The organism is Marinirhabdus gelatinilytica (assembly GCF_003353425.1).
GTDB lineage: Bacteria > Bacteroidota > Bacteroidia > Flavobacteriales > Flavobacteriaceae > Marinirhabdus > Marinirhabdus gelatinilytica.
In genome coordinates this window covers 900,016-919,966 of record NZ_QRAO01000001.1, presented here as the reverse complement: position 1 = coordinate 919,966, position 19,951 = coordinate 900,016, and the positions used below count along the sequence as shown (strand labels likewise).

22 protein-coding genes are annotated in these 19,951 nt (G+C 37.2%); all 22 read right to left on the bottom strand.

Going from position 1 to position 19,951, the window contains the following annotated elements:
* Position 1: 1 nt before the first annotated feature.
* The 22 genes from C8D94_RS04180 to C8D94_RS04080 all read right to left on the bottom strand — a co-directional run bounded on the left by C8D94_RS04180 (position 2) and on the right by C8D94_RS04080 (position 19,925).
* Positions 2-382 carry a BfmA/BtgA family mobilization protein gene (locus C8D94_RS04180; protein WP_170134714.1) on the bottom strand — a complete coding sequence of 127 codons (381 nt, stop codon included), beginning with the start codon at positions 380-382 and terminating at the stop codon, positions 2-4.
* Between the two features lie 442 nt (positions 383-824).
* Positions 825-1,022 (bottom strand): hypothetical protein, encoded by a 198-nt coding sequence (locus C8D94_RS04175; protein WP_115122621.1) that lies wholly within the window; start codon positions 1,020-1,022, stop codon positions 825-827.
* An 11-nt stretch (positions 1,023-1,033) separates the two neighbouring features.
* Positions 1,034-1,414, bottom strand: coding sequence for a DUF6876 family protein (locus C8D94_RS04170; protein ID WP_115122620.1), 381 nt, complete (start codon positions 1,412-1,414; stop codon positions 1,034-1,036).
* A 78-nt stretch (positions 1,415-1,492) separates the two neighbouring features.
* On the bottom strand, positions 1,493-1,837 hold the full coding sequence (locus C8D94_RS04165) for a single-stranded DNA-binding protein (protein ID WP_115122619.1): 345 nt from the start codon (positions 1,835-1,837) through the stop codon (positions 1,493-1,495).
* 764 nt (positions 1,838-2,601) lie between these two features.
* Positions 2,602-3,438 (bottom strand): DUF932 domain-containing protein, encoded by an 837-nt coding sequence (locus C8D94_RS04160; RefSeq protein ID WP_115122618.1) that lies wholly within the window; start codon positions 3,436-3,438, stop codon positions 2,602-2,604.
* Positions 3,439-3,455: 17 nt separating this feature from the next.
* The gene (locus tag C8D94_RS15245) at positions 3,456-3,617 is read right to left on the bottom strand and encodes a hypothetical protein (RefSeq protein ID WP_170134713.1); all 162 of its coding nucleotides are present in this window, start codon (positions 3,615-3,617) and stop codon (positions 3,456-3,458) included.
* 417 nt (positions 3,618-4,034) lie between these two features.
* Positions 4,035-4,811, bottom strand: a complete 777-nt coding sequence (locus tag C8D94_RS04155; protein WP_115122617.1) for a UPF0489 family protein — start codon at positions 4,809-4,811, stop codon at positions 4,035-4,037.
* Positions 4,804-5,715, bottom strand: a complete 912-nt coding sequence (locus C8D94_RS04150; RefSeq protein WP_115122616.1) for a hypothetical protein — start codon at positions 5,713-5,715, stop codon at positions 4,804-4,806. The genes C8D94_RS04155 and C8D94_RS04150 overlap by 8 nt, the downstream gene beginning before the upstream one ends.
* 1 nt (position 5,716) lies before the next feature.
* Complete coding sequence (locus tag C8D94_RS04145; protein WP_170134712.1) at positions 5,717-7,135, bottom strand: hypothetical protein; 1,419 nt, start codon at positions 7,133-7,135, stop codon at positions 5,717-5,719.
* Positions 7,136-7,145: 10 nt separating this feature from the next.
* Positions 7,146-8,249: a nucleotidyl transferase AbiEii/AbiGii toxin family protein gene (locus tag C8D94_RS04135; RefSeq protein ID WP_115122613.1), complete on the bottom strand. Its 1,104-nt coding sequence runs from the start codon at positions 8,247-8,249 to the stop codon at positions 7,146-7,148.
* Positions 8,242-9,009 carry a DUF6577 family protein gene (locus tag C8D94_RS04130; RefSeq protein WP_115122612.1) on the bottom strand — a complete coding sequence of 256 codons (768 nt, stop codon included), beginning with the start codon at positions 9,007-9,009 and terminating at the stop codon, positions 8,242-8,244. The genes C8D94_RS04135 and C8D94_RS04130 overlap by 8 nt, the downstream gene beginning before the upstream one ends.
* 113 nt (positions 9,010-9,122) lie before the next feature.
* Positions 9,123-9,917, bottom strand: a complete 795-nt coding sequence (locus C8D94_RS04125; RefSeq protein ID WP_147278493.1) for a hypothetical protein — start codon at positions 9,915-9,917, stop codon at positions 9,123-9,125.
* A 6-nt stretch (positions 9,918-9,923) separates the two neighbouring features.
* Positions 9,924-10,334, bottom strand: coding sequence for a hypothetical protein (locus C8D94_RS04120; RefSeq protein WP_115122610.1), 411 nt, complete (start codon positions 10,332-10,334; stop codon positions 9,924-9,926).
* 380 nt (positions 10,335-10,714) lie between these two features.
* Positions 10,715-10,885 carry a rhodanese-like domain-containing protein gene (locus tag C8D94_RS15560; protein ID WP_394340208.1) on the bottom strand — a complete coding sequence of 57 codons (171 nt, stop codon included), beginning with the start codon at positions 10,883-10,885 and terminating at the stop codon, positions 10,715-10,717.
* A 9-nt stretch (positions 10,886-10,894) separates the two neighbouring features.
* Positions 10,895-12,160 carry an MFS transporter gene (locus tag C8D94_RS04110; RefSeq protein WP_115122608.1) on the bottom strand — a complete coding sequence of 422 codons (1,266 nt, stop codon included), beginning with the start codon at positions 12,158-12,160 and terminating at the stop codon, positions 10,895-10,897.
* A gap of 76 nt (positions 12,161-12,236) precedes the next feature.
* A complete protein-coding gene (locus C8D94_RS04105; RefSeq protein ID WP_115122607.1) occupies positions 12,237-12,797 on the bottom strand; it encodes a Crp/Fnr family transcriptional regulator in 561 nt (186 codons plus the stop codon).
* A 234-nt stretch (positions 12,798-13,031) separates the two neighbouring features.
* Positions 13,032-13,199, bottom strand: coding sequence for a hypothetical protein (locus C8D94_RS15240; protein WP_170134711.1), 168 nt, complete (start codon positions 13,197-13,199; stop codon positions 13,032-13,034).
* Between the two features lie 101 nt (positions 13,200-13,300).
* A complete protein-coding gene (locus C8D94_RS04100; protein ID WP_115122606.1) occupies positions 13,301-16,384 on the bottom strand; it encodes an efflux RND transporter permease subunit in 3,084 nt (1,027 codons plus the stop codon).
* 12 nt (positions 16,385-16,396) lie between these two features.
* Positions 16,397-17,899: an efflux RND transporter periplasmic adaptor subunit gene (locus C8D94_RS04095; RefSeq protein WP_115122605.1), complete on the bottom strand. Its 1,503-nt coding sequence runs from the start codon at positions 17,897-17,899 to the stop codon at positions 16,397-16,399.
* Between the two features lie 20 nt (positions 17,900-17,919).
* The gene (locus C8D94_RS04090) at positions 17,920-18,210 is read right to left on the bottom strand and encodes a hypothetical protein (RefSeq protein ID WP_211308895.1); all 291 of its coding nucleotides are present in this window, start codon (positions 18,208-18,210) and stop codon (positions 17,920-17,922) included.
* Between the two features lie 18 nt (positions 18,211-18,228).
* The gene (locus tag C8D94_RS04085) at positions 18,229-19,413 is read right to left on the bottom strand and encodes a TolC family protein (protein WP_115122604.1); all 1,185 of its coding nucleotides are present in this window, start codon (positions 19,411-19,413) and stop codon (positions 18,229-18,231) included.
* Between the two features lie 71 nt (positions 19,414-19,484).
* Entirely contained in the window at positions 19,485-19,925 is a 441-nt protein-coding gene (locus C8D94_RS04080) for a hypothetical protein (protein WP_115122603.1), read from the bottom strand.
* Between the last annotated feature and the right edge of the window lie 26 nt (positions 19,926-19,951).

Below are 19,951 nucleotides of genomic sequence, written 5' to 3'. Positions count from 1 at the left end.
TTTAAAGTTCATTGTTGGTGTTTCGCTTTTCGCGAAAGCGTACTTCTTTCTTTTCCTCAGCATATTTTTTTTCCAAAATGAGCGGTTTCTTTTTGGGTTCGTCCATTACAAAAAGGGATTGCAACATTGCGACTGTAGGTTTGGTTTGTGTCTTTTCCACATCTCGCATTATGGCGATAACTGCATTGATTCTTTTGAGTAACTTAGCTTCCATAGTACGTCCAGTTGGTCCCAATTTTTCCTTTGGGGATATCTCATTGTAAAGGAAAAAATCAAGGATATTTTCCATCGCTTCGGTGTGCGTTTTGAAGTGCTTTTTGGAAAATTCCTGAAACCTTTTGGCAGTTTTCCGTTTGAACCTGATAGTGATGAATGAGTCCATTTCCTTTCGCTTTTTTAAAGATTTGACGTAAATCCATCCCTGTTTACTGGTGTTTCAAGACCATTTGACGCAAATCGATGGGTTTTTTATATCTACTTTATTTTTAAGTACTTAAAAATCAATAGATTAAAATGAAAATGGAATATGTAACGCGGCGCAGCCCGTTACCCTCTTGCTATTCCTTTTCGTCACGCGTAAGCGTGACAAAAATCCATACAATCCGGCTAAAGAGCCGATTGCCATTTTCAGGGAAAATGATTTTCCGATATGTTGTTTTTCGATGTGTACGGTTATCGGCGAAAGTCGAAAAGTGGATAACCCTACTTAAATTTGAATGCTGAATTTCAGCGAAATAAAGATACGTTTTTTTATTGATTATATATTAATTACATAGAAAAACACCTCTAAAATTTAGAGGTGTTTTAAAATTATCATTGGGAAATTATATGTTGAAAACGAAGTTATAAGTGTATAAATTCTTAATCATTTCTTCATCTATCAAACTATCATAATCTGCCCCAGTTTCGTCAACATATTTTTGGATGGATTCCCCATAAATATGTGTAACGTGTTCTCTCGAAACTTGTAAGAGTTCCTCTTGTTTTTCCTCGCTCAAATCTTGAAATTTAATGTAAATCATAACTTCAAAATTTAGTATTCACTTGGCAACATCAGCGTATCATTTACAAAAAATAACCGCAGTTCATCGAGTGGAAAATCGGTTGCCCTGTAACCGTGTTTTTCCAAAATATTATCGTTGCCGTCGCTGTAAATTATCTCAGCTTCATAACCAGAATAATCCTGTTTTTCTTCGGGCAATCTTTTAAAATCGATTGTGATAAATTCGCTTCGGTTCATCAGACTTTTTGCAATTACGGACGTGTCCGTAATGAGCCAAAAACATTCAGCGACTTCTGATAAATATTTCAATCCGTCCGTAAATCGGGTTCTTAATAATGGGATTTGGTAGAACATTTCTGTTCCTGTAAAATATTGCAACCGCTCTTTTATTTCGTTAACTTGTGCTTTCATTGTGCATATATTTAAATGTGTGAATAATGAAAAAGAGGGCGAAACTTTCGACAGGTGCGCCCTCTTTCTTTTTAAAGATTACTTGTCGCTCTTGCTTCCAAGTAATAGGATTTCATCGGCTACAACTTCCGTTACATAGCGTTGGTTACCATCATCGGTGGTATAGGTTCGGGTTTTTAGCTTCCCTTTAATTCCTACTTCTTTGCCTTTTTCGACAAATTTCTCAACGATTTCAGCCGTCTTGCCCCAAGCCACAACGGTATGCCAGTTGGTGTCCGTTTGCTTTTCGCCTTTACTGTCTTTGTAATACTCGTTTGTAGCGATTGAGAAGCGGGCTACTTTCTTACCGCTTTCAAGGTTCGTAACTGTTGGTTCTTGTCCAACGTTTCCAATCAATTGTACGTGATTTCTAATAGTACTCATAATAAAATATTTAAGTGATTTATATTTCCCCTATTGATTTAAAACAGATTAAATTTTAAGGGGTGTTTGTTCTTTTCTTCTGTGCATCGCACAATGGATAGAGTGGGTTTTGTCAAGACTTTTCGGGTAAAATCAGGTGTGTTTGCGACGTAGTAAATTCGCCTTTTTTCGGCGGATTTCAAGGAAGTAGAAACCTTATTTTTCACTAAAACTTGTGCAGTCTTGACAAGTTCCATAAGGGCATTAGCAATTCTTTTAAACGCAGTTGCGTTTGAGCGTACCGGCAGTTAAGCGAGATAAGTAGCTGTGTTTATTTTAGAATTGGTTATGTCGTGCCTGTTTTTCGACGACCCGAAAAACAACAAAGGCTTTATCCATTATAAACCCCTTAAAATGTGTAAGACAGCGGTTTGATTTTTAAGGATTTTCGAGTGAGGGCTCAAGAAGACCGTGCCGAAAATCCTGTCAAGAAAATCAAGCCGATGGCTTTCCGATTAGAAAAGCGGACTTGATTCACGATTTTGGCTCTGGAATGTAGTGTTCCTTCCCAGCATAGCGGGAAGGGTTAGCGGAATGGAAAGCTGAAATTGGGGATTGTGTCCAAGATATATGTAGTGAAGCTCTTTTCACGGAATGAAGTGGTTGCCTGCTTTTTCAGCAGGCGAGCGTGGAATGTAGGGCAATGTGCTGAGTGGGATTAGAAGTAATCGTTCGCGATATGTTCAGCCATCCAGTTTGAGGTACTGGACAAACCTTTATCATTATTACACCATTTCATAAATTATATCAAACAACTTCTTATCCAACAGTTCTTGTTGACTAAAGCTTTTCTCTAATGTTTCGTGTATTGTTGAATTGAATGCATTATAACCCAACCACATATTAGGCACTTCATCAAGCAGTAGAGCTTCGTAGTTCAAGACTCTGATAACTTCAAGGGATAACTTGGAAAGCTCACGATTTTCATCGCCACATTCATATCTGAACAATTTTGTTTTGTCTAAAACAGCTTTTACAAATTCCTTTGTGTCAGTAACCCTATAGTTCTTCATTTTGTGAAACTTCTCTGCAATTTTGTAGAAATTGTTGTTCATAAACTCATTTAATAAATTTTTCAGTCTTGGTATTACCATCTCGCTGTTGTTTATATTGTACTTTATTGAAAATTCGATTTGCGCTTCTGAAATGTGCAGACCATTAGAACATACTTCCCTGTAATACCCAAAGTGACCTGAAGTCATTTCACTTCCGTCATACGAATTTTTGAAGCGAAGCATAGGCAATATCAAATCATTTTCATTCTTGACTGTAAATTGATTTTTATCGATAAAAATGAATTCTGTTATGAACGACCTGTCATTTCTATTTACGGTTCGTTTGTAAAATTCAAATTGAGCTTCAACCAAGATTGCTTCAGCTTTCTTGAAGAACAATTGATTTGGAATGTGGCAGTAATCGTTAGACACAACATTCACAATTTTTCCATTTGAGATTATGGCATTTTCAAACCCTTTAAGGGATTCCATCTGGGTCAGAGATTTTAAGGATTTCATTTCTGATGGAATAAATATGTCATCCTGTTGCAAGTTTTGTAAACACATAGCTTCTAAATTTTAGGTTAAACGTTATTTAATAGCATTTTATAATGCTGCGGATATTTATCTCGGTAATAAGCTATATGGCCTTCGCCACTATCAATGCTGTAATTTTCACTACTTTTTTCATAATGCATTTCAGCTTCTTGTAGCGAAATTTTAGACTGTTCGGATACTCGTTTCATAATGGTATATTTTTATTAAACAATATTTGAGCAGTACCCAAACGGAAGTTAAAATCACAGCTCAAAAGGAAACGGAATAAATTAGGATTGGTGTAGGTGGTGGCTTTATGCCGTAGTCTTTTGATGGGTGTATTTTACGAGTTTAAATTGCTGATATATTGTATGAATATTATCAACTTTTGGCGGACTTAATTCACGATTTTGGCTCTGGAATGTAGCCCTTCGACTGCGCTCAAGACAAATGTTCCTTCGCGTTGCACTGGGAAGGTTTAGCGGAATGGAAAGCTGAAATTGGGGATTGCGTCCAAGACCTTTGTAATGAAGCTCTTTTAACAAATGAAGCGGTTGCCTGCTTTTTCAGCAGGCGAGCGTGGAATGTAGGGGAATGTGCTGAGTGGATTATTAATACTTTGGCTTCTATTTCCAATTGCATTTTGGGGCAAACAACTCTGGGTTGAAATAAATGTCACTAATTAGGTCAAGAAATTTGTTACTTTTTAAAAGCCCACCACAATGTTCAGGTTCTGTTGCAATAGTAAACCCTTTTATCCGCTCAAAAATCCAACTTATTAGCGGATGGTCTTTATCGAACATCGTTCTTATTTCTTCTTCTTGAAGATACGTGAATTCGAACGAGCCATCACTCAGGCCGTTATTTACTGAAAAGAAATCCAAGTCAATATCAAAAAATACGGACGACTCTGACGACTTCAAAAGCGCATCTTGAAGACCTTCATAAGTTTTGAATTTTTTGATGGTGTGTTTGTTGCCATAGGTGTCTATCAATTCTTCATCTTGCCAAGTATTTGGTTCCATTTCTTGCCTACAATGCACATAAATATCGCCAATCAAGTTAAGATATGCCGCACACAGAATATGCCCATCGTTATTTCCAGCTAATTTGGCCCAAGAAAACAAAGCGACTTCTGCATCGCTTGTCAAATCCAATTTATCAAGCCATTCTCTTTCTGTTTCACACGGATAGCATAAATCCTGATGCCAATCCATTGAAACCAAACAAGGTGGAATCTTAGATTTGTTGTCTTGCATCCATTTGTTCCAATAGAAAAATGCGTAACGATGTTCTTGAAAAACTGCAAGTTCAATAACTTCTGTGTCATTTACGGGATGAGATAGAATTTGTCTCAAAACGCCTGGTGGTTCTATATGATGAGGGTTTCTGAACTCAATCATTGGTTTCCTTTTTTGGCACTAACTTCTCTATATCAGACAGCTCATTTACGATGCCCTGTTCTTTTAATGAAGTTTCAATATTAATTTGAACTACATTAGCATTGGCTTTCCAAACAACTTCAGTAATAAAAGCTATAGTTAGCTGTACTTTTAAATCGGTCGCAAAATCAATGTTTGAATTTTTCCATTTTTCTCTATGTCCCGCATTGGCATCTTGTGTTAGGTCGATTAAAGAACCATAGATTTTTCTATCATCATCTAATATGCCCAATTGATGTTCTTGCTGTTCACTATCCTCAAGTTCTTTATGTTTTAGGATAGGCAAATCGGCTTTCGGCAAAACAAACAGTACATTTTTGAGTCCTGTAGATGGAACTCGGGTAATATGTTCCTCAATGTTCTGGAAATCATCGATACCATATATATTAAGATTCATTGCTACCATAATATCTCTGTCCACATCAAAACCTAATTTTTCTATCCCTTTTACCAAATCTTCTTTACGAAGAAGATACCTCTTTTTCCGTGCCGATAAAAACGCATTGGGAATATAATAATTGATGTTCTGGTAAACTATCTGCTGGGATAATATCGTGTCTGCATTTAGATGTGGAATATCTCCAGTTGTAAATGCAGATTTTTGAAATAAATTCATTGTACCGTTTACACCGAAAGATATAGTAGGCTCTCCTTCAAAATCCTTCTCTGAATTTTGAATACTATCAAACTTTTCTAATGCTCCAACAATCGCATCTTTAGATTTTTCATAGAATTCCCATTCTTTTTCGTAGTCAATATCCGCATTTAATCTTGCAGCTTCAATAGCCTCTTCAATTGATGACTCGAGAACATCAATAAATTTTGATGACTTCTTTTTTAGCTTCTTCATCTCCTTCTTTTTCATATCATATTGTATTTAAGAGATTTTCATCTTTCAACACCTTTTTTAAACAAAACCTGAAATAATTTATGGATTCTTGCCATCGTAATAGTTCTAACACTTCGGCTTGAGGTAATGTAGGTTGTCCTGTAAAATTGTCGTAGGTATTGTATTTTGGCAATGTAAACTGCCTTAGAAAAAGCAATGTCAAATACTGACAGATGTAGAATGTAACACGCCTTCTGTTTCCTAAATTATCCAATCCTGGGAAAGGGTATGATAAATCAATAGGGTAATAACCTCTCCCAAACTCGTCTTTAAAGCTACTGAACCACGTAAAAATCTCGGTCATATTATTAGGCAGCAGAACATATTTAGGTGGCTGGTGTTGTGTGTATGTAAATAATGTTTTAAGAGCTTCATAGTTTTTCTGATAAATCAATAAGCCTCCTAATGCCAAGTGAAACTCAAAAAAACGTTTTCTTTCGTTGTCTCTTTTATCTATTAATGACTGGTTATCATATTTTTTAGTCTCAAAATTGTAATCTGTGCCATAGACTCGTTGCAATCCAAAATTAAAGTATTGATGTGCCGTGCCCCAATAATTACCTACAAACTTGGGATTGTTTGATATGAGTACAACATTGCGCCAAAGTTCTTTATAGGTGTCATTTGAGATGGGTGTTTCAAAAATACCTTGTCCCATTAGCCATACGCCACTTACAACAAAATATTCGAGACTTTGTAAGTCTTCATTTCTACCTTTGGCAACTTCTCTTATAATTTCCCTAATACCATAATGAAACTCGTGATTAAACTCAACTTTAAAGTTTTCAAACCCATCAGGTTTTTCTTCCTCTCTTGGTCTAATGAAGTTAGCACGGTAATTATTGAATTCTTCCGTGTAGAAATTAACCAATGTTTCCTCTAAACCTTTATCCTGTGTCCTAATGGCAAATATTGCAAGTTCATTGATAATCTTAAAATGGTATTTATCATCTTGATCTTTTTTTAGCTTTCGGTATTCGGAAATTATATAGGTAAGCAAACGTGTGGACTTGCCATTGTACAGCGAAACCTTATCTAACCAAATAATAAAAATGACAACCAATGATACTGTTAAGAATAGTGTTAGAAGTTTTGCTGAGTTTTGCATCATCCAACTATCCTTCCAAAAAAGTGGTTCAAGGTCTAATATTAAGAATATAAACGAGCCAATTGTAAAGAACAAAACCCATTCAAATACTGTTATTCTTCTTGACCTTCCGGGAAATATCCCAAAAAGTTTTGTCTGCGGAAATTCATTTTCAAAAGCATTAGCCAGATAGTTTGATGAAAACTTGTGGCCTATATTGGATATTTTATCCACGATAATAGGATATGCTATACCCAAAATTGCGATGTCGATAGCGACACAGGTTTCTATAATATACTTTAATTCCATTCACATTAATTTACAATAGTTCTACCGCCTTGTACCAATAATAAAATATAGATTTATCGGGTTGGCGTTTTAATCTGTTCAAAAAGGCCCAATCCGGATTTTTAATAACCAATTCCTTTGTATCCTGATTCTCATAATATTCTATTTCAACATCCTCTTTTTGTAGAATAATAGCATTCAAATAAGCTACTTTGGCCGAAGCTGCCAATGCTTCTTCAATCCTAAAGTTCCCTGTCATTAAAAATGCGCTACCAAAGCTTCGTATGCCAGAGCTTAAATCTGCAAATTTCTTTTTCTTTTCAGCGGTTGGGTTACGTTCTCGTCTTGCCATAATAGCACAGGTATTTATGGAATCCCATAGCACATCCTTTTCATTGAGTTTCCTTTTACTAAAATCCTTGTCTGAACTTCGATAGGATAGTTCTGCTTTCGCGAAAGCTGAAAAACTTTTCTTTACCATTGCTACATCAGTAATATTTTCAAAAAGTTTTCCCAAGTCGAACAATTGCTTGCAGATTTCCATTGCAAATAACTGGTCGCCTTTGTAGTATGGTATGCCTATGGTATCTGGTGCAAAAGCTGTTAGCTTATCGCCACAAATAGCGTTTACCGAAGGCGTAGTAATCGTTGTAGCAGTTCCATCGATTGACAGCCAAGGTGTTTCAATGGGCGATTCTATAAGTTCTGGATAGTGCGGACTGTCAAAAAGGATATCCAATAGAATGGTTCCAGGAACGTTTGGATTATATACCGACTCGAACTCAAAGGTGTAATGTGCCTTTGGAACACCTTCCTTATAACTTCTATGCTCATTAATCACGTGCTTTTTGAAATGTGAATTGGCTACAACTGCATCCAAAATTTCTTCTAATTTATCACGCTCAACGCTCGAAATAATATCGATATCAATAGAAAATCGGTTCCCTTCTTTTAGCAAAAGCACAAGTGATGTTCCCCCTTTGAAAACAAAATCGAGTCCTGAAACTTTTAAATGTTCGAGTAATGATAGTGCGAGAACCATTTTTTCCAGAATGGTTACATCGATTCCCTTATGTTCCTTTTTTGCACGGAAGCCATTCAGCCATTCCTTTTCAAAACTTTTGTTGTTAATCATATTGAATATCTTCTAAAAAATTTGGAATGTTGTTGCTTATAAACTGCTTTATTTCCTGTTCTTTTTTGCGTCGCTTGGCATAGCTGAACAACTTTGTAAAATTGATGCTATATCTATCAATTATTTTCTCGTAGATGTTTACCATTTCAGAACCTTGGTAAAAATGTAACAGAGTTTCATCTGCAAACAGGTCCACCATAATCTTTTCAAGAGTTGCAATGGGCACTACCGCTTTTTTATTCTTTATTTTTTGTATGGGTGCCCTTGTCACCAAACGTTTAATGATAACTGGCACGTTACTTTCTGAAATATAGAATTGAATTTCCTTTTCATCTGGATTTAGGAAAAAATCCATTCTTAGATTATCATTTAGGTAGTAATAGAGTGAGTCTACAAATTCTTTTTCTACTTCGACGACAATCATTTGATTTGACGTCTGGTGCTGAGAAAACTCATTGAGCCATTGGGTTTCCCAAATGGCATATTTTATGTCTTCAAAATGCTCATTGGTTTTACGGGCTATCTTGAACACACTATCAGATAGAAGAGGTTTATATTTAGGTTTATAGGAAATAACATAAAGTCCACGACCAATGGTTTTAATTATGTCCTTTATCTTCAGGTCATAAATTCGCCAACTAAATGTACTTTCTTTTAGATCCGGTTCGAAATCCAGATAGAAGTTATATAGCGCATCCCTATCAAAAGAACTACGGTCTTTGAAAGCTTCTATCAGTTTATTTTCAATAATCTTTGGCATAGTTAAAAATCAAAACTTTGCCAAAAATACAAAAAAGTGGCGAATATTTGAAAACAAATTATTGCCACTATATAGATTAAGTGGTAATAATTGGAAATTAAACCTATCTAAATTCAGACATACTTAGAATATGATAATAGCAAATACATATGTTGCTGTTTTGGGTTCAATATGGAAAGGAATTGCAACGATTTCAATTTTATCTCTTCAATCACAGCATTATTCTTTTCAGTCTCAAGTAATGTCCAATATTTGGATTCGTTCCAAACAAATTCTCTTGTTAGACCAGAACCGCGTTGATTTATAAACCCCCAAAACCAAAGGTCATCCCAAACTTCCATTTCTTCAGAAGAATAATTATGCAGTAGCAGTTTATTTATTTTATGGAAATTCCATTTAGTTGTTGGGTCAATACGATGGAAAATTGCTTCAATTACAGCATCAACTGGCAAGAAAAATTTCTCGTTCACGTCTATGAGTTTGGGTGCATCGTCCCATATTGAATTTTGAAATTCATACTTAACATTATGTAAGTGATAAATGGTTTTGGTAAATAAGGCAGATGTTTTGTTGCCCCACCCTTTTTGTCTCAACATACCATAGTAAAGAGATTCATAATTATAGGCACCATTTTCTTTATCTGTTAGAAAATCGATGAATGTCTTAAAACTATGAAGCTGTAATTTATTCGAATATACTTTCTGAAAAAAAGGTGCAAGTAAGTCAATTTTAGGTTGGCTTTGTGTATTCGCTACGTGATGAAGAACTGAATATAATTTATCTTCGAGTGAATCGAACGGCGCTAAAAACCGGTTATAAGAATTTGATTGAACCCATTTATTATAATATCTGTTCTCATTCAAGAAATGAAATAAAGAAGATAATTTGGAATTCATTGTTGTATTCAAAATCAATTATTTTTCAAGGGTTACCGTTCCATTAGCATTAACCCAATAATGCTGTATACCTATCTTATTGAGCTCTGGAATAATACTGGCTATTGCTTTTCTTATTTGTTTATCCTCGGGATGAGCAATGGCAATTTTTGCATTTGGAAACGCAACTTTGGTTTCTAAGCATTTAATAATTGCTTTACCTAAATGAGTTTTAATCTGTCCAGAGTTGAAATAATCTCGTCGCTTTGTTGGCGAATCCTTATGTGCTTTTGCACCTTTTACCTCAATTAATAATTTTTTGTCATTCTTAACAGCTACAATATCATATCCTCTCATTTGGCCCAAGCAATAACTCTCTATCTCATAGCCTTGTTGAACCAAATGAGGCATCAGTAATTCAATGGTTTTATTTTCCGTTAGTTTTTCCATTTAAGCTAAAATTTCATACAATATAACTGAATTAAAAAACAAATAGACTTCGTGAAAAATAAGACGGGTTTCAAGCGAACTTAATTCACGATGTTGGCACGGGAATGTAGTTTTTCACGAAATAAAGGGAATGGGCTGAGTGGTATGTGATAGTTTGATTTACTTTGTTCAACGGCCTCCATTTTGAAATGAGTAGTTGTGTAGTTTGGCATTTAACTTTACAAGTATACTATTATAAAAAGCTACTCAAATTTTCAAAAGTATGCGCGATCATCAAATAATATTTAGCCATTATTGGGTACAGTATTTTATATCATTCATTGATTTTGAGCCAGTTATTTGCTCCACCACAAAGCCAATTAGCATTAAGTTCAGGCTTTTTAACAGTTTTGCTGCGTCCGCTGAACGTCTACCTCCTTTACCACAAGCAGTAACAAATTGAAAGTTTTTATCGAGTTGCGAGATTTTTTTTCTTTTAGCTCTTGAAGTGAAATATTCAAAGCACTTGGAATATGTGCTTGTTCATATTCTTCTTTGCTTCTTACATCAATGATTTGGATTTATTTGTTGTTTTTAAAGGCTTGTTTTACTTCATCCACTTCAATACATTCTTTGATTGTTTTTATTTGTTCTGGCATCCGGAATTTGATAATGAGCGAAGAAATAATGGTCAGGCCACCTATTAAGAAAATAGCATATTCAACTCCAAATAAATCAGCAATTATACCTGATATTATTGCACCAAAGGCATATCCTAAATCTCGCCAAAGTCTGAATGAACCGATACTTTCCGCACGTTGGCTTGGGTTTGTTGCTTGGGCAATGGTTGAGAGAAAAGTAGGATAGACCAATGCCGTTCCTAAACCCAAAATTGCCGAAATGGCTGCTAAAACATAAAAATCACTACTGAATGGAATGAGCAATATTGATAATCCTTGCAGAAGCATACCCCAAAATAGCATAGCCTTTTTTGAGTAGTGGTCAGACATTTTGCCCGTAAATAGTTGTCCTATACCCCAAACAGTTGGATAAATGGCCGTAATTATTCCGATATTCTCGTTGTTATAGTTCAGAGATAATAGGATGATTGGAAGCAAGCCCCAAATCATTCCGTCATTCAGATTGTTTACAAGTCCTGCCTGTGTAACTGAACTCAAAGTCTTGTTTTTAAAAGTCGTTTCTAAAAATATATTGTCAAGCTTAGCCGTTTTGTCGGTCGAACTTTCCTTATGAACAAAAATCCTTGTGTCTTTTACCCACACGGCTGTCAAAATAAAACCAACGATTGAAATGAATATACCAAGGTAAAATGGATAGGGTGTTATACCATATTTGTTAGCAATTAGGCCTGTCAAGAAGGCAACGACACCAACTGCAAAATATCCTGCAAACTCGTTTAAACCCATTGCAAAGCCACGGTCTTTTTCGCCAACAATGTCAATTTTCATTACTACTGTACTGCTCCAAGTTAACCCTTGGCTTACGCCCAATAACACATTTGCAAAAATCACAAAACTCCAACTGGGTGCATAAATCAACATAAATGGAATAGGAATAGCGATTAACCAACCGAATAAAAGTAAGTTCTTACGACCGAATTTATTGGCAAGCCGACCTGTATAATAGTTGGCTATTGCCTTGGTAATCCCGAATGCAGTAATAAACGAGAGAATAGCTGTCTTGGAAGCAACCCCAAATTCCAACTCGGCAAATTGCGGAAAGATAGCGCGCTCCAGTCCAATCATTCCGCCCACAAAGGCATTTACGATTACCAAGAGCGCAAACTGCTTCCAATTTTCTTTCAATCCAAGTTTGACCTTTTCCATTTTTAATAAATAAAAATATATAGTGCAACAAAGTTCAATCTATTTGATTGCGTTTCCTTTAACAAATGATAAATAATTACGTCAGACTTGCTCGAATACGGCTCAACGAAACTTGTGTAATTCCCAAGTAAGATGCAATGTGTTTAAGTGGAATTTTCTGAACCCAATCAGTAAAATTCAATAATTCTATATAACGTTCAGTAGCGGTTTTCAATTGAAAGCTCTCAATTCTTCTTATAGCATTGACAAATTCATTTTCAAAAATCAATCGGAACAGACGTTCTATATTATGGTAATCATCATATAATCTGAACAAAGCATTTGCATCAATGGTGAACATAATTGTTTTTTCAATGGTCTCAATACCTTTCGTAGTAGTTTGTCCTGTAAATAAACTTTCTGCTCGAACAATAATTTCATTTTTAAATGCGAAATGCTCAGTAATGTCATTGCCTTTATTGTAATAAAATATCCTCGCCCCACCTTCTTTTACGAAATATAATGTTCGGCACGTATTTCCAATATCTTGAACAATAGCATTTTTACCATATTGCTTTTCGATTATTATATTCTTTAATTCTTGCTTAGCTTCTTTTCCAATCTTATAGAAACTATCAAAATAATCAAGTATTTCCATATTTTTAAGTATTTCCTGAAAAACTCAGTACTTCTTTCCTTAACTAAATTACTATTCTTAATACATAACGGGTTTTTAACTTACCGTAAGCAGCGTTATTTATAATAATTAAAACTTTCAAATTATATATATTCTAATAGTTGTAAGTAATCTTTAGTTTGCATATAATTTGGTATAATATATGAATATAATGTTATCTGAGTTATGAAAATGAATTATCCTGTTTTGTAGAATTTAAAGCGGACTTAATTCACGATTTTGGCTCTGGAATGTAGTGTTCCTTCCCAGCATAGCGGGAAGGGTTAGCGGAATGGAAAGCTGAAATTGGGGATTGTGTCCAAGACGTTTGTAGTGAAGCTTTTTGCCCGAAGTGTAGTGGTTGCCTGCTTTTTCAGCAGGCAAGCGTGGAATGTAGGGGAATGTGCTGAGTGGAATTATAAAATTAATGTATAAAAAAAAACCTTCCTACCATAGTAAGAAGGTTTTTAATTGTAATTCGTTTACTATTTTTCCTTTTTCAGAACCAACTGATACACACAAGGAATTACCACCAAATTCAAAATAGTCGCCGACAACAAACCGCCCAAAATGACAACCGCCATCGGGCTTTGAATTTCACTTCCAGGTTCGCCACCTTTTAAGGCCAATGGTATCAATGCCAGCCCTGTGGTAAAGGCAGTCATTAATATGGGATTCAATCTATCTAATGCTCCTTTCTTTATCAATTGAAATCCTTGGATTCCTTCTTTTCTCAAATCTTCATATCGTGAGACCAAGAGAATACCGTTTCGTGTGGCAATACCAAACAAACTGATAAAACCTATAGTCGCTGCAATACTGATGATTTCTGATGTGAAGTAAACAATCAAAATACCACCAATCAATGCCAGAGGTAAATTGATTAAGACTACGAATGCCAGTTTTACATCCTTGAACTCATAATATAATAGCAAAAAAATGATGGCTATTGCAATAATGGCCGTTATCAATAGAAGCTGTGATGCTTTTGATTCACTTTCAAACTGTCCACCATATTGCACACGGTAGCCTTCCGGCATATTCACGTTGCTGCCCACAACTTCCTTTATTTCGTTTACCGCACCGCGCAGATCCCTACCTTGGACATTGGCGGCGACCACAATCTTTCGTTGTACATCTTCCCGATTGATTGTGTTTGGACTGCTTACCGATTGTACGGTCGCCAATTCGCCCAGCGTGGTTTGCCCGCCATCCGGTAAACTGATTAGAGTTTTATTGATGTTCTCAATATTGTTCCGAAATGGTTTTTCATAGCGAACCACCAAATCAAAATACTGTTGTCCTTCGTAAATTTCGCCTGCTTCTTCGCCAGCAAATGCGATATCTACTTGTTCCATCAAATTACCTACCGTCATTCCATACGCTGCTAAAATCTGGCGTTTGGGTTTGATGCGTATTTGTGGTACTTCAATTTGCTGGTCAACCGCAACATCTGCCAGTCCATCAATATCCTTGATGTTCTGCTCTACACTTTTGCCTACTTCAAACAGTCGTTGTAAATCTGATCCAAATATCTTGATGGCAATATTGGCGCGTGTCCCGGAAAGCATATGGTCAATACGGTGGGCGATGGGTTGTCCCAAGGTAATGTTGACACCTGGTGCAACACTCAATTTGTTTCGGACTTCTTCAAAGAATTCTTCTTTTGTTTTGTCCTCAAGTACAAAAGGCACATCAATTTCGGAAGCATTTACACCTTGTGCGTGTTCGTCCAGTTCGGCACGACCTTGTCTTCGTGTTACGACTTCTACTTCGGGCATATCCAACAGTATAGTCTCGATTAATTTACCTGTCTTATTGCTTTCTTCCAAAGACATTCCTGGTGGACCAACGACACTTATGACCAAAGAGCCTTCGTTGAATTCAGGAAGAAAACTCCGCCCTAATTGTGTGACCACTAAAAGACTTAACAGAAAGGCAATCACAGTTACGCCGATAATGGTTTTGGGAATTCGTGTTGCACGTTCCAAAAGGTTGCCATAATGCTTTTGTAACCATCGCTCCACACGTGTTCCTTCAGCCTGCTTGTTCAAAAGTTTTTCATTGTCCAATAAATAGGAACACAGAATAGGCGTTACCGTTACGGCAACTACCAATGAGGTTAAAACTGATGTTACAAAGGCTATTCCCAGCGGTTGCAACAATCGACCTTCCATTCCGCTTAAAAAAAACAAAGGAACAAATGATACGATGATAATTAAGGTTGCAATAATGATAGAACTTCGTATCTCTACTGAAGCGTCACGCACTACTTTTATGGTCGATTCCCGCTCCGCTTTCGGTTTTCTGATGTTTTCACGCAAGCGTTTATATACATTTTCCACATCAATGATGGCATCATCCACCAAAGCACCAATAGCGATAGCCATACCTCCCAAACTCATTGTATTTATGGTGTAACCCAGCCATTTTAAAATGATGATGGATACCAATAAGGAAATAGGAATTGCCAACAGAGATATGAGGGTCGTTCTCCAGTTCATTAAAAAGATGAACAGGATAATCATTACAAAAAACGCACCTTCTAAAAGAGTCATATTTAGATTACTAATAGAAGCATCTATGAAATCAGACTGCCTAAAGATTTGACTTTTGATGTTGACCCCTTTGGGCAATGTAGTTTCTAAATCTGCAATGGCTTCGTCCAAGCGGTCTGTCAGCTCCAAGGTGTTTACATCGGGCTGTTTAGAAATAGTCAGAATCACAGCGGGATTTGCGTTTAATGAACCATCGCCAATTTTATCAGCTGCACCAATTTGTACGGTTGCAACGTCTTTAATCTTGATGGTTTGACCATTCACTTCCTTAAGTACTGCTTCCTGTAAGTCTTCCAGCGCATAGGCTCTACCGCTTCCCTTAATGATGTACTGATTGCCATATTGATTGATGACACCACCGGGCGCATTTTGATTTGCTTCCTTAACGTGTTCTACCAATTCTGAGAGGCTCACGTCGTAATATTTCATCTTTTCAGGATTTGCAAATACTTGGTATTGCTTGTAATCGCCGCCAATGACCACCACATTTGCAATACCGCCAATGGCCTTTATACGAGGCCTGATGGTCCAGTCGGATAATGTCCGCAGTTCCATTGGCGATAGACTGTCTGATGTCACTCCCAAGAGCATTATTTCGCCCATAATGGATGAAATAGGTGCCATCGTTGGTGCACCGATTCCTTCAGGCAGGTTCTCTCGTACCATCGGGATACGTTCGCTTACAATTTGACGGGCACGGTAAATATCCGTTCCCCATTCAAATTCTACCCAAACAATGGAAACACCTGCCGCCGATGAGGAACGGATTCGCCTCACGTTGGGCGAACCGTTTAAGGCAGTTTCCAGTTGATAGGTCACTAATTTTTCTACTTCTTCAGATTCCATTCCGTGGGCTTCGGTAAGAATGGTTACCGTAGGTGCCGTGAGGTCTGGGAATACGTCCACGTTCATAGTACGCGCATAATAGATTCCCAAAACGCTCAATGCAACAGCTCCCAATAGAATGAGCAATCTGTTTTGAAGTGAAATTGATAATATTTTGTTTAACATCTCTCTTCGTTTTTAATGTTCGTGACCGTGTGCAGGTGTGGAACCTGACATTGAAGCCATTTTAACTTGATATGCTCCTGTTGTCACGACCACTTCGCCAACTTGTAGACCTTCCAATATCTCTACATTTTCGCCATTGCGCTTTCCAATCTGAACAGGTCGTCTTTCAAAACTTTCGCCTGATAGTTGAACGATAACTGAATAGCTTCCATAGTCTTCCAAGAGAGCATTCACAGGAATCATTGTGTTCTGTGTTGCATTTCCCATCGCTATCTGAACAGGTGTTAGACTTCCTATTGGCATATCGACGTTAGCATTGACTTCTGCAAAAACAGAAATCAAAGGGTTTTCACGTTCCACGTCCTTACCAATCGAAAGTATTTTGCCCTCGGCATCAGTTACGTCTTTCCATAGGTTATCATTATCCTGATACCATATACCTTGTACATTGCCCATCGCAAGTCCGTAGTTGGGTGCTAACTGCGCTTTTAAAACTCTGGATTGATGCGTCCCAATGGTTACAAGCGCTACGCCTTGTTCTACGTAATCGCCATTGGAAACGGTTATGGATTTGATAAAACCATCAAAAGGTGCACGTATTTGTTTGCTTCCGCCCGAGACACCGGATACCAATGATTGATAATTGGCTTTGGCTATCTCGAAACTGCTCTCTACTTTTTCAAATTCAGATTTCGGGACTATTTTGGATTCGTATAGCTCTTTCTTTCTTTCATATTCCGATTTGGCCTGTTGGAATGTCGCTTTCGCGGAAGCGATATCCGTACTTAAATTATTGGATGCCAAACCTTGACTGTTCAAGCTCATCAACAACTGACCCTGTTTTACCGCTGTACCTTCGGTTAGGTTATTAACTTTAAAATCTACCACACCATTGGATTTTGCCGCCAAGGACTTTGTAGAACCTGGCGATGGCATCCAAACACCAGACGTATTGATAACATCGTAGATTTTACCTGAAACTACAGGCGCCGTCTGAAAATCGATTTTCCAAGCTTGTTCCTTTAAGAACGAGATTCCTTCATCTTCTTCTTCCGTACCTAAAGCTTCTAAGGCTTCATCCGTAGTGGCATATACGACTACATCATCAATGGAAATTTTATCTGAATATTCTGGTGTTGCCAATTCAAAAACCAATTGATAGTTTCCAGCTTCTTTCGGTTGTATGGCAGGTGAAAAAATACCTGGTGATGACGGTGCATCTACCATATTTCTGATTCCTTTACCATCTTTTATTAAACTGACCGTTACAGAACCATCACGAACGGGCTGGTGATTATCCAAAACCGTAAAGTGGGCTGCGAATTTGCTTCCATTACCTACTATAAGCGCAGGAAACTCAACAAAGAGTTCTGTTTTATCCGTCCAGATAGTATGGCTCAATCGTGGAATTTCTTCGCCCACGTGACTACCATCTTCGTTGTGTGCGTGTGCGTCTTCCGCCTTGTTATTGCAGGACATTGCCAAAAAGGCGAGCACTATTATTATATATTTCATCTTTCGTATGTTTTTGATTTTTAATGGTCGTGGTGTTCTGACCCATCATCGTGTTTGTGGGTATCAGAATCATCATCTGAATGGTTACCGTCCGAATCGTGGTCGTGACCTTGGTCGTTAGCGTTTTGTTCCATAGCATCTTTTCCTACTTCAAATTCTTCCTGTTCTATGTCTTCCTCGTGCATATGGCTTCCGTCTTCATTGTGTTCGTGACCGTGGTCATCTGTGCTCTCTTTTTTTGTTTCCCTACAAGAGGTTACCAAAAAAGTTGAGGCGATTGCTATTGCGAATATTGTTTTTGAAATGTTCATAATCTTTGTTTTTGAGGTTTATAAAGTATGTTTTAATAATTCTGCCTGTAGTAGTTGGATTTCCTTTTCCATCTGCAATATTCTGTCAGATGCATTTCGGTAAAACTGAAGCTCTACATAGTAATCCATAAACGAATATTGGCCCAACATATAGGCCTTAAAAAGCAGTTGTTCGCTGTTTAAATTACCCATTGTGGTTAGATACTCATTGTATTTTTCGAGCATCAATTCGTATCGATTGTATGTTTCCTGAAATTGCGCGTAAAGCGATGCAGTAATAACTTGGGTGTTGACTTGCTGATACTCATAATCGGCTTCGGCTGCTTTAACTTTGTTGTTGCTGTTCCACAACGGAATAGAAAGGCCACCGTAAAAACCTGAATAATTGCTACCACTAACACCCTGATAATTGTAACCGAGTGCCACATTTGGCAAGACCTTGTTTTTTTCCAGTTTTACTTTTTGAAGCGAAGCCGTTTCAGCAGCCTTTAAACTTTGTAAAGAAGGATCGTTTGCCAATTTTTCTTGCCAAAGCCTTTCAACCGTAGCAACCTCATTAATTAAATCAATATCTGGTGTAAAGCCATCAATGGTTTTTCCACCATTCAAGGTTTTAAGTTTAGACAGTACAATTTGGATTTCGCTTTCAATCTGTTGAACAACGAATTGCTCTTGAATCCAAGCGATTTTCGCCTTGTTCAAATCCAAAATACCCACTTGCTCTTTATCATAAAGCTCTTGAATCTGGTCAAAAACCTGTTTGCTTTGGGTTCGTCTTTCGGTTTCAACGGCTTTCTGCTTTTTAAGGAAAACGAGTTCAACCAATACCGATTTCGCTTCCAACAAAACTTCCTGCCGCTTTTTGGCATAGGACGTTTGCAGTTGTATCGACTTTAGGTCGTTCCATTTACTGCGTGAACCATAAACCGTCGGAAATTCGAAAGATTGCGATATTTGATATTCGGAATAATTTCCCGTTGCGTTATCGCCAAATGGCAAATAATAGCCTAAAAGCTGTGGGTCGGGTAAATTATTGGCGCTCTTGTTTTCGAGTTGTTGGCTTTCAATGAACGATTGATAGCCTTTTAACTCTGTGTTGTTCTGTTCTATTTCGTTAAGCAGTTCCCCAATGTTTTTATCCTGTGAGAAACCGCTAACAAAGAACAGGCATCCGCAAATCGCGGACACGATGAATTTATTCATTGTTTGAAATTTTAGGTTTAATCTTAATGTATAAGAGGATTCCTTCCGTAGCGGTAGGTATTCCTAAACGATTAACCTAAAAATGGTGGACCCCGTAAATCGAGGGATGAAAGGTAAGAGTTGAAATAACAGCTGGGTGGTTGATAAATTGGGGGCTTAGCGTTTTGCCTTTTATCAACGACATAAAATTCTTGAAAATCAGATACAGCTTTTACAATATTGTCATCTACAGTAGTCTGTTGCTCAACAGTATTCCTTTTAAGTACAACAATATCGCTGGACACCGTTGAATGAACGTGCATATCCATAAAGAATCCAAAGAAACCGTATGGGGATTCTTCTTTCCCGTGAGAACCGTCATCGTGATGATGGTGTTCGCCAGTATGCGCAATATCTGAATGGGAATGCGTTTCCTCGTGCTGATGATGCAAATGTGGAAGAACCTGATGCAGCATCATTAGACTAAATAAGCCTAAAAAGAAGAATGCCGCTATTTTATTTGGTTTTTGCATCAAATACAAAACTAATGAAAATTAAT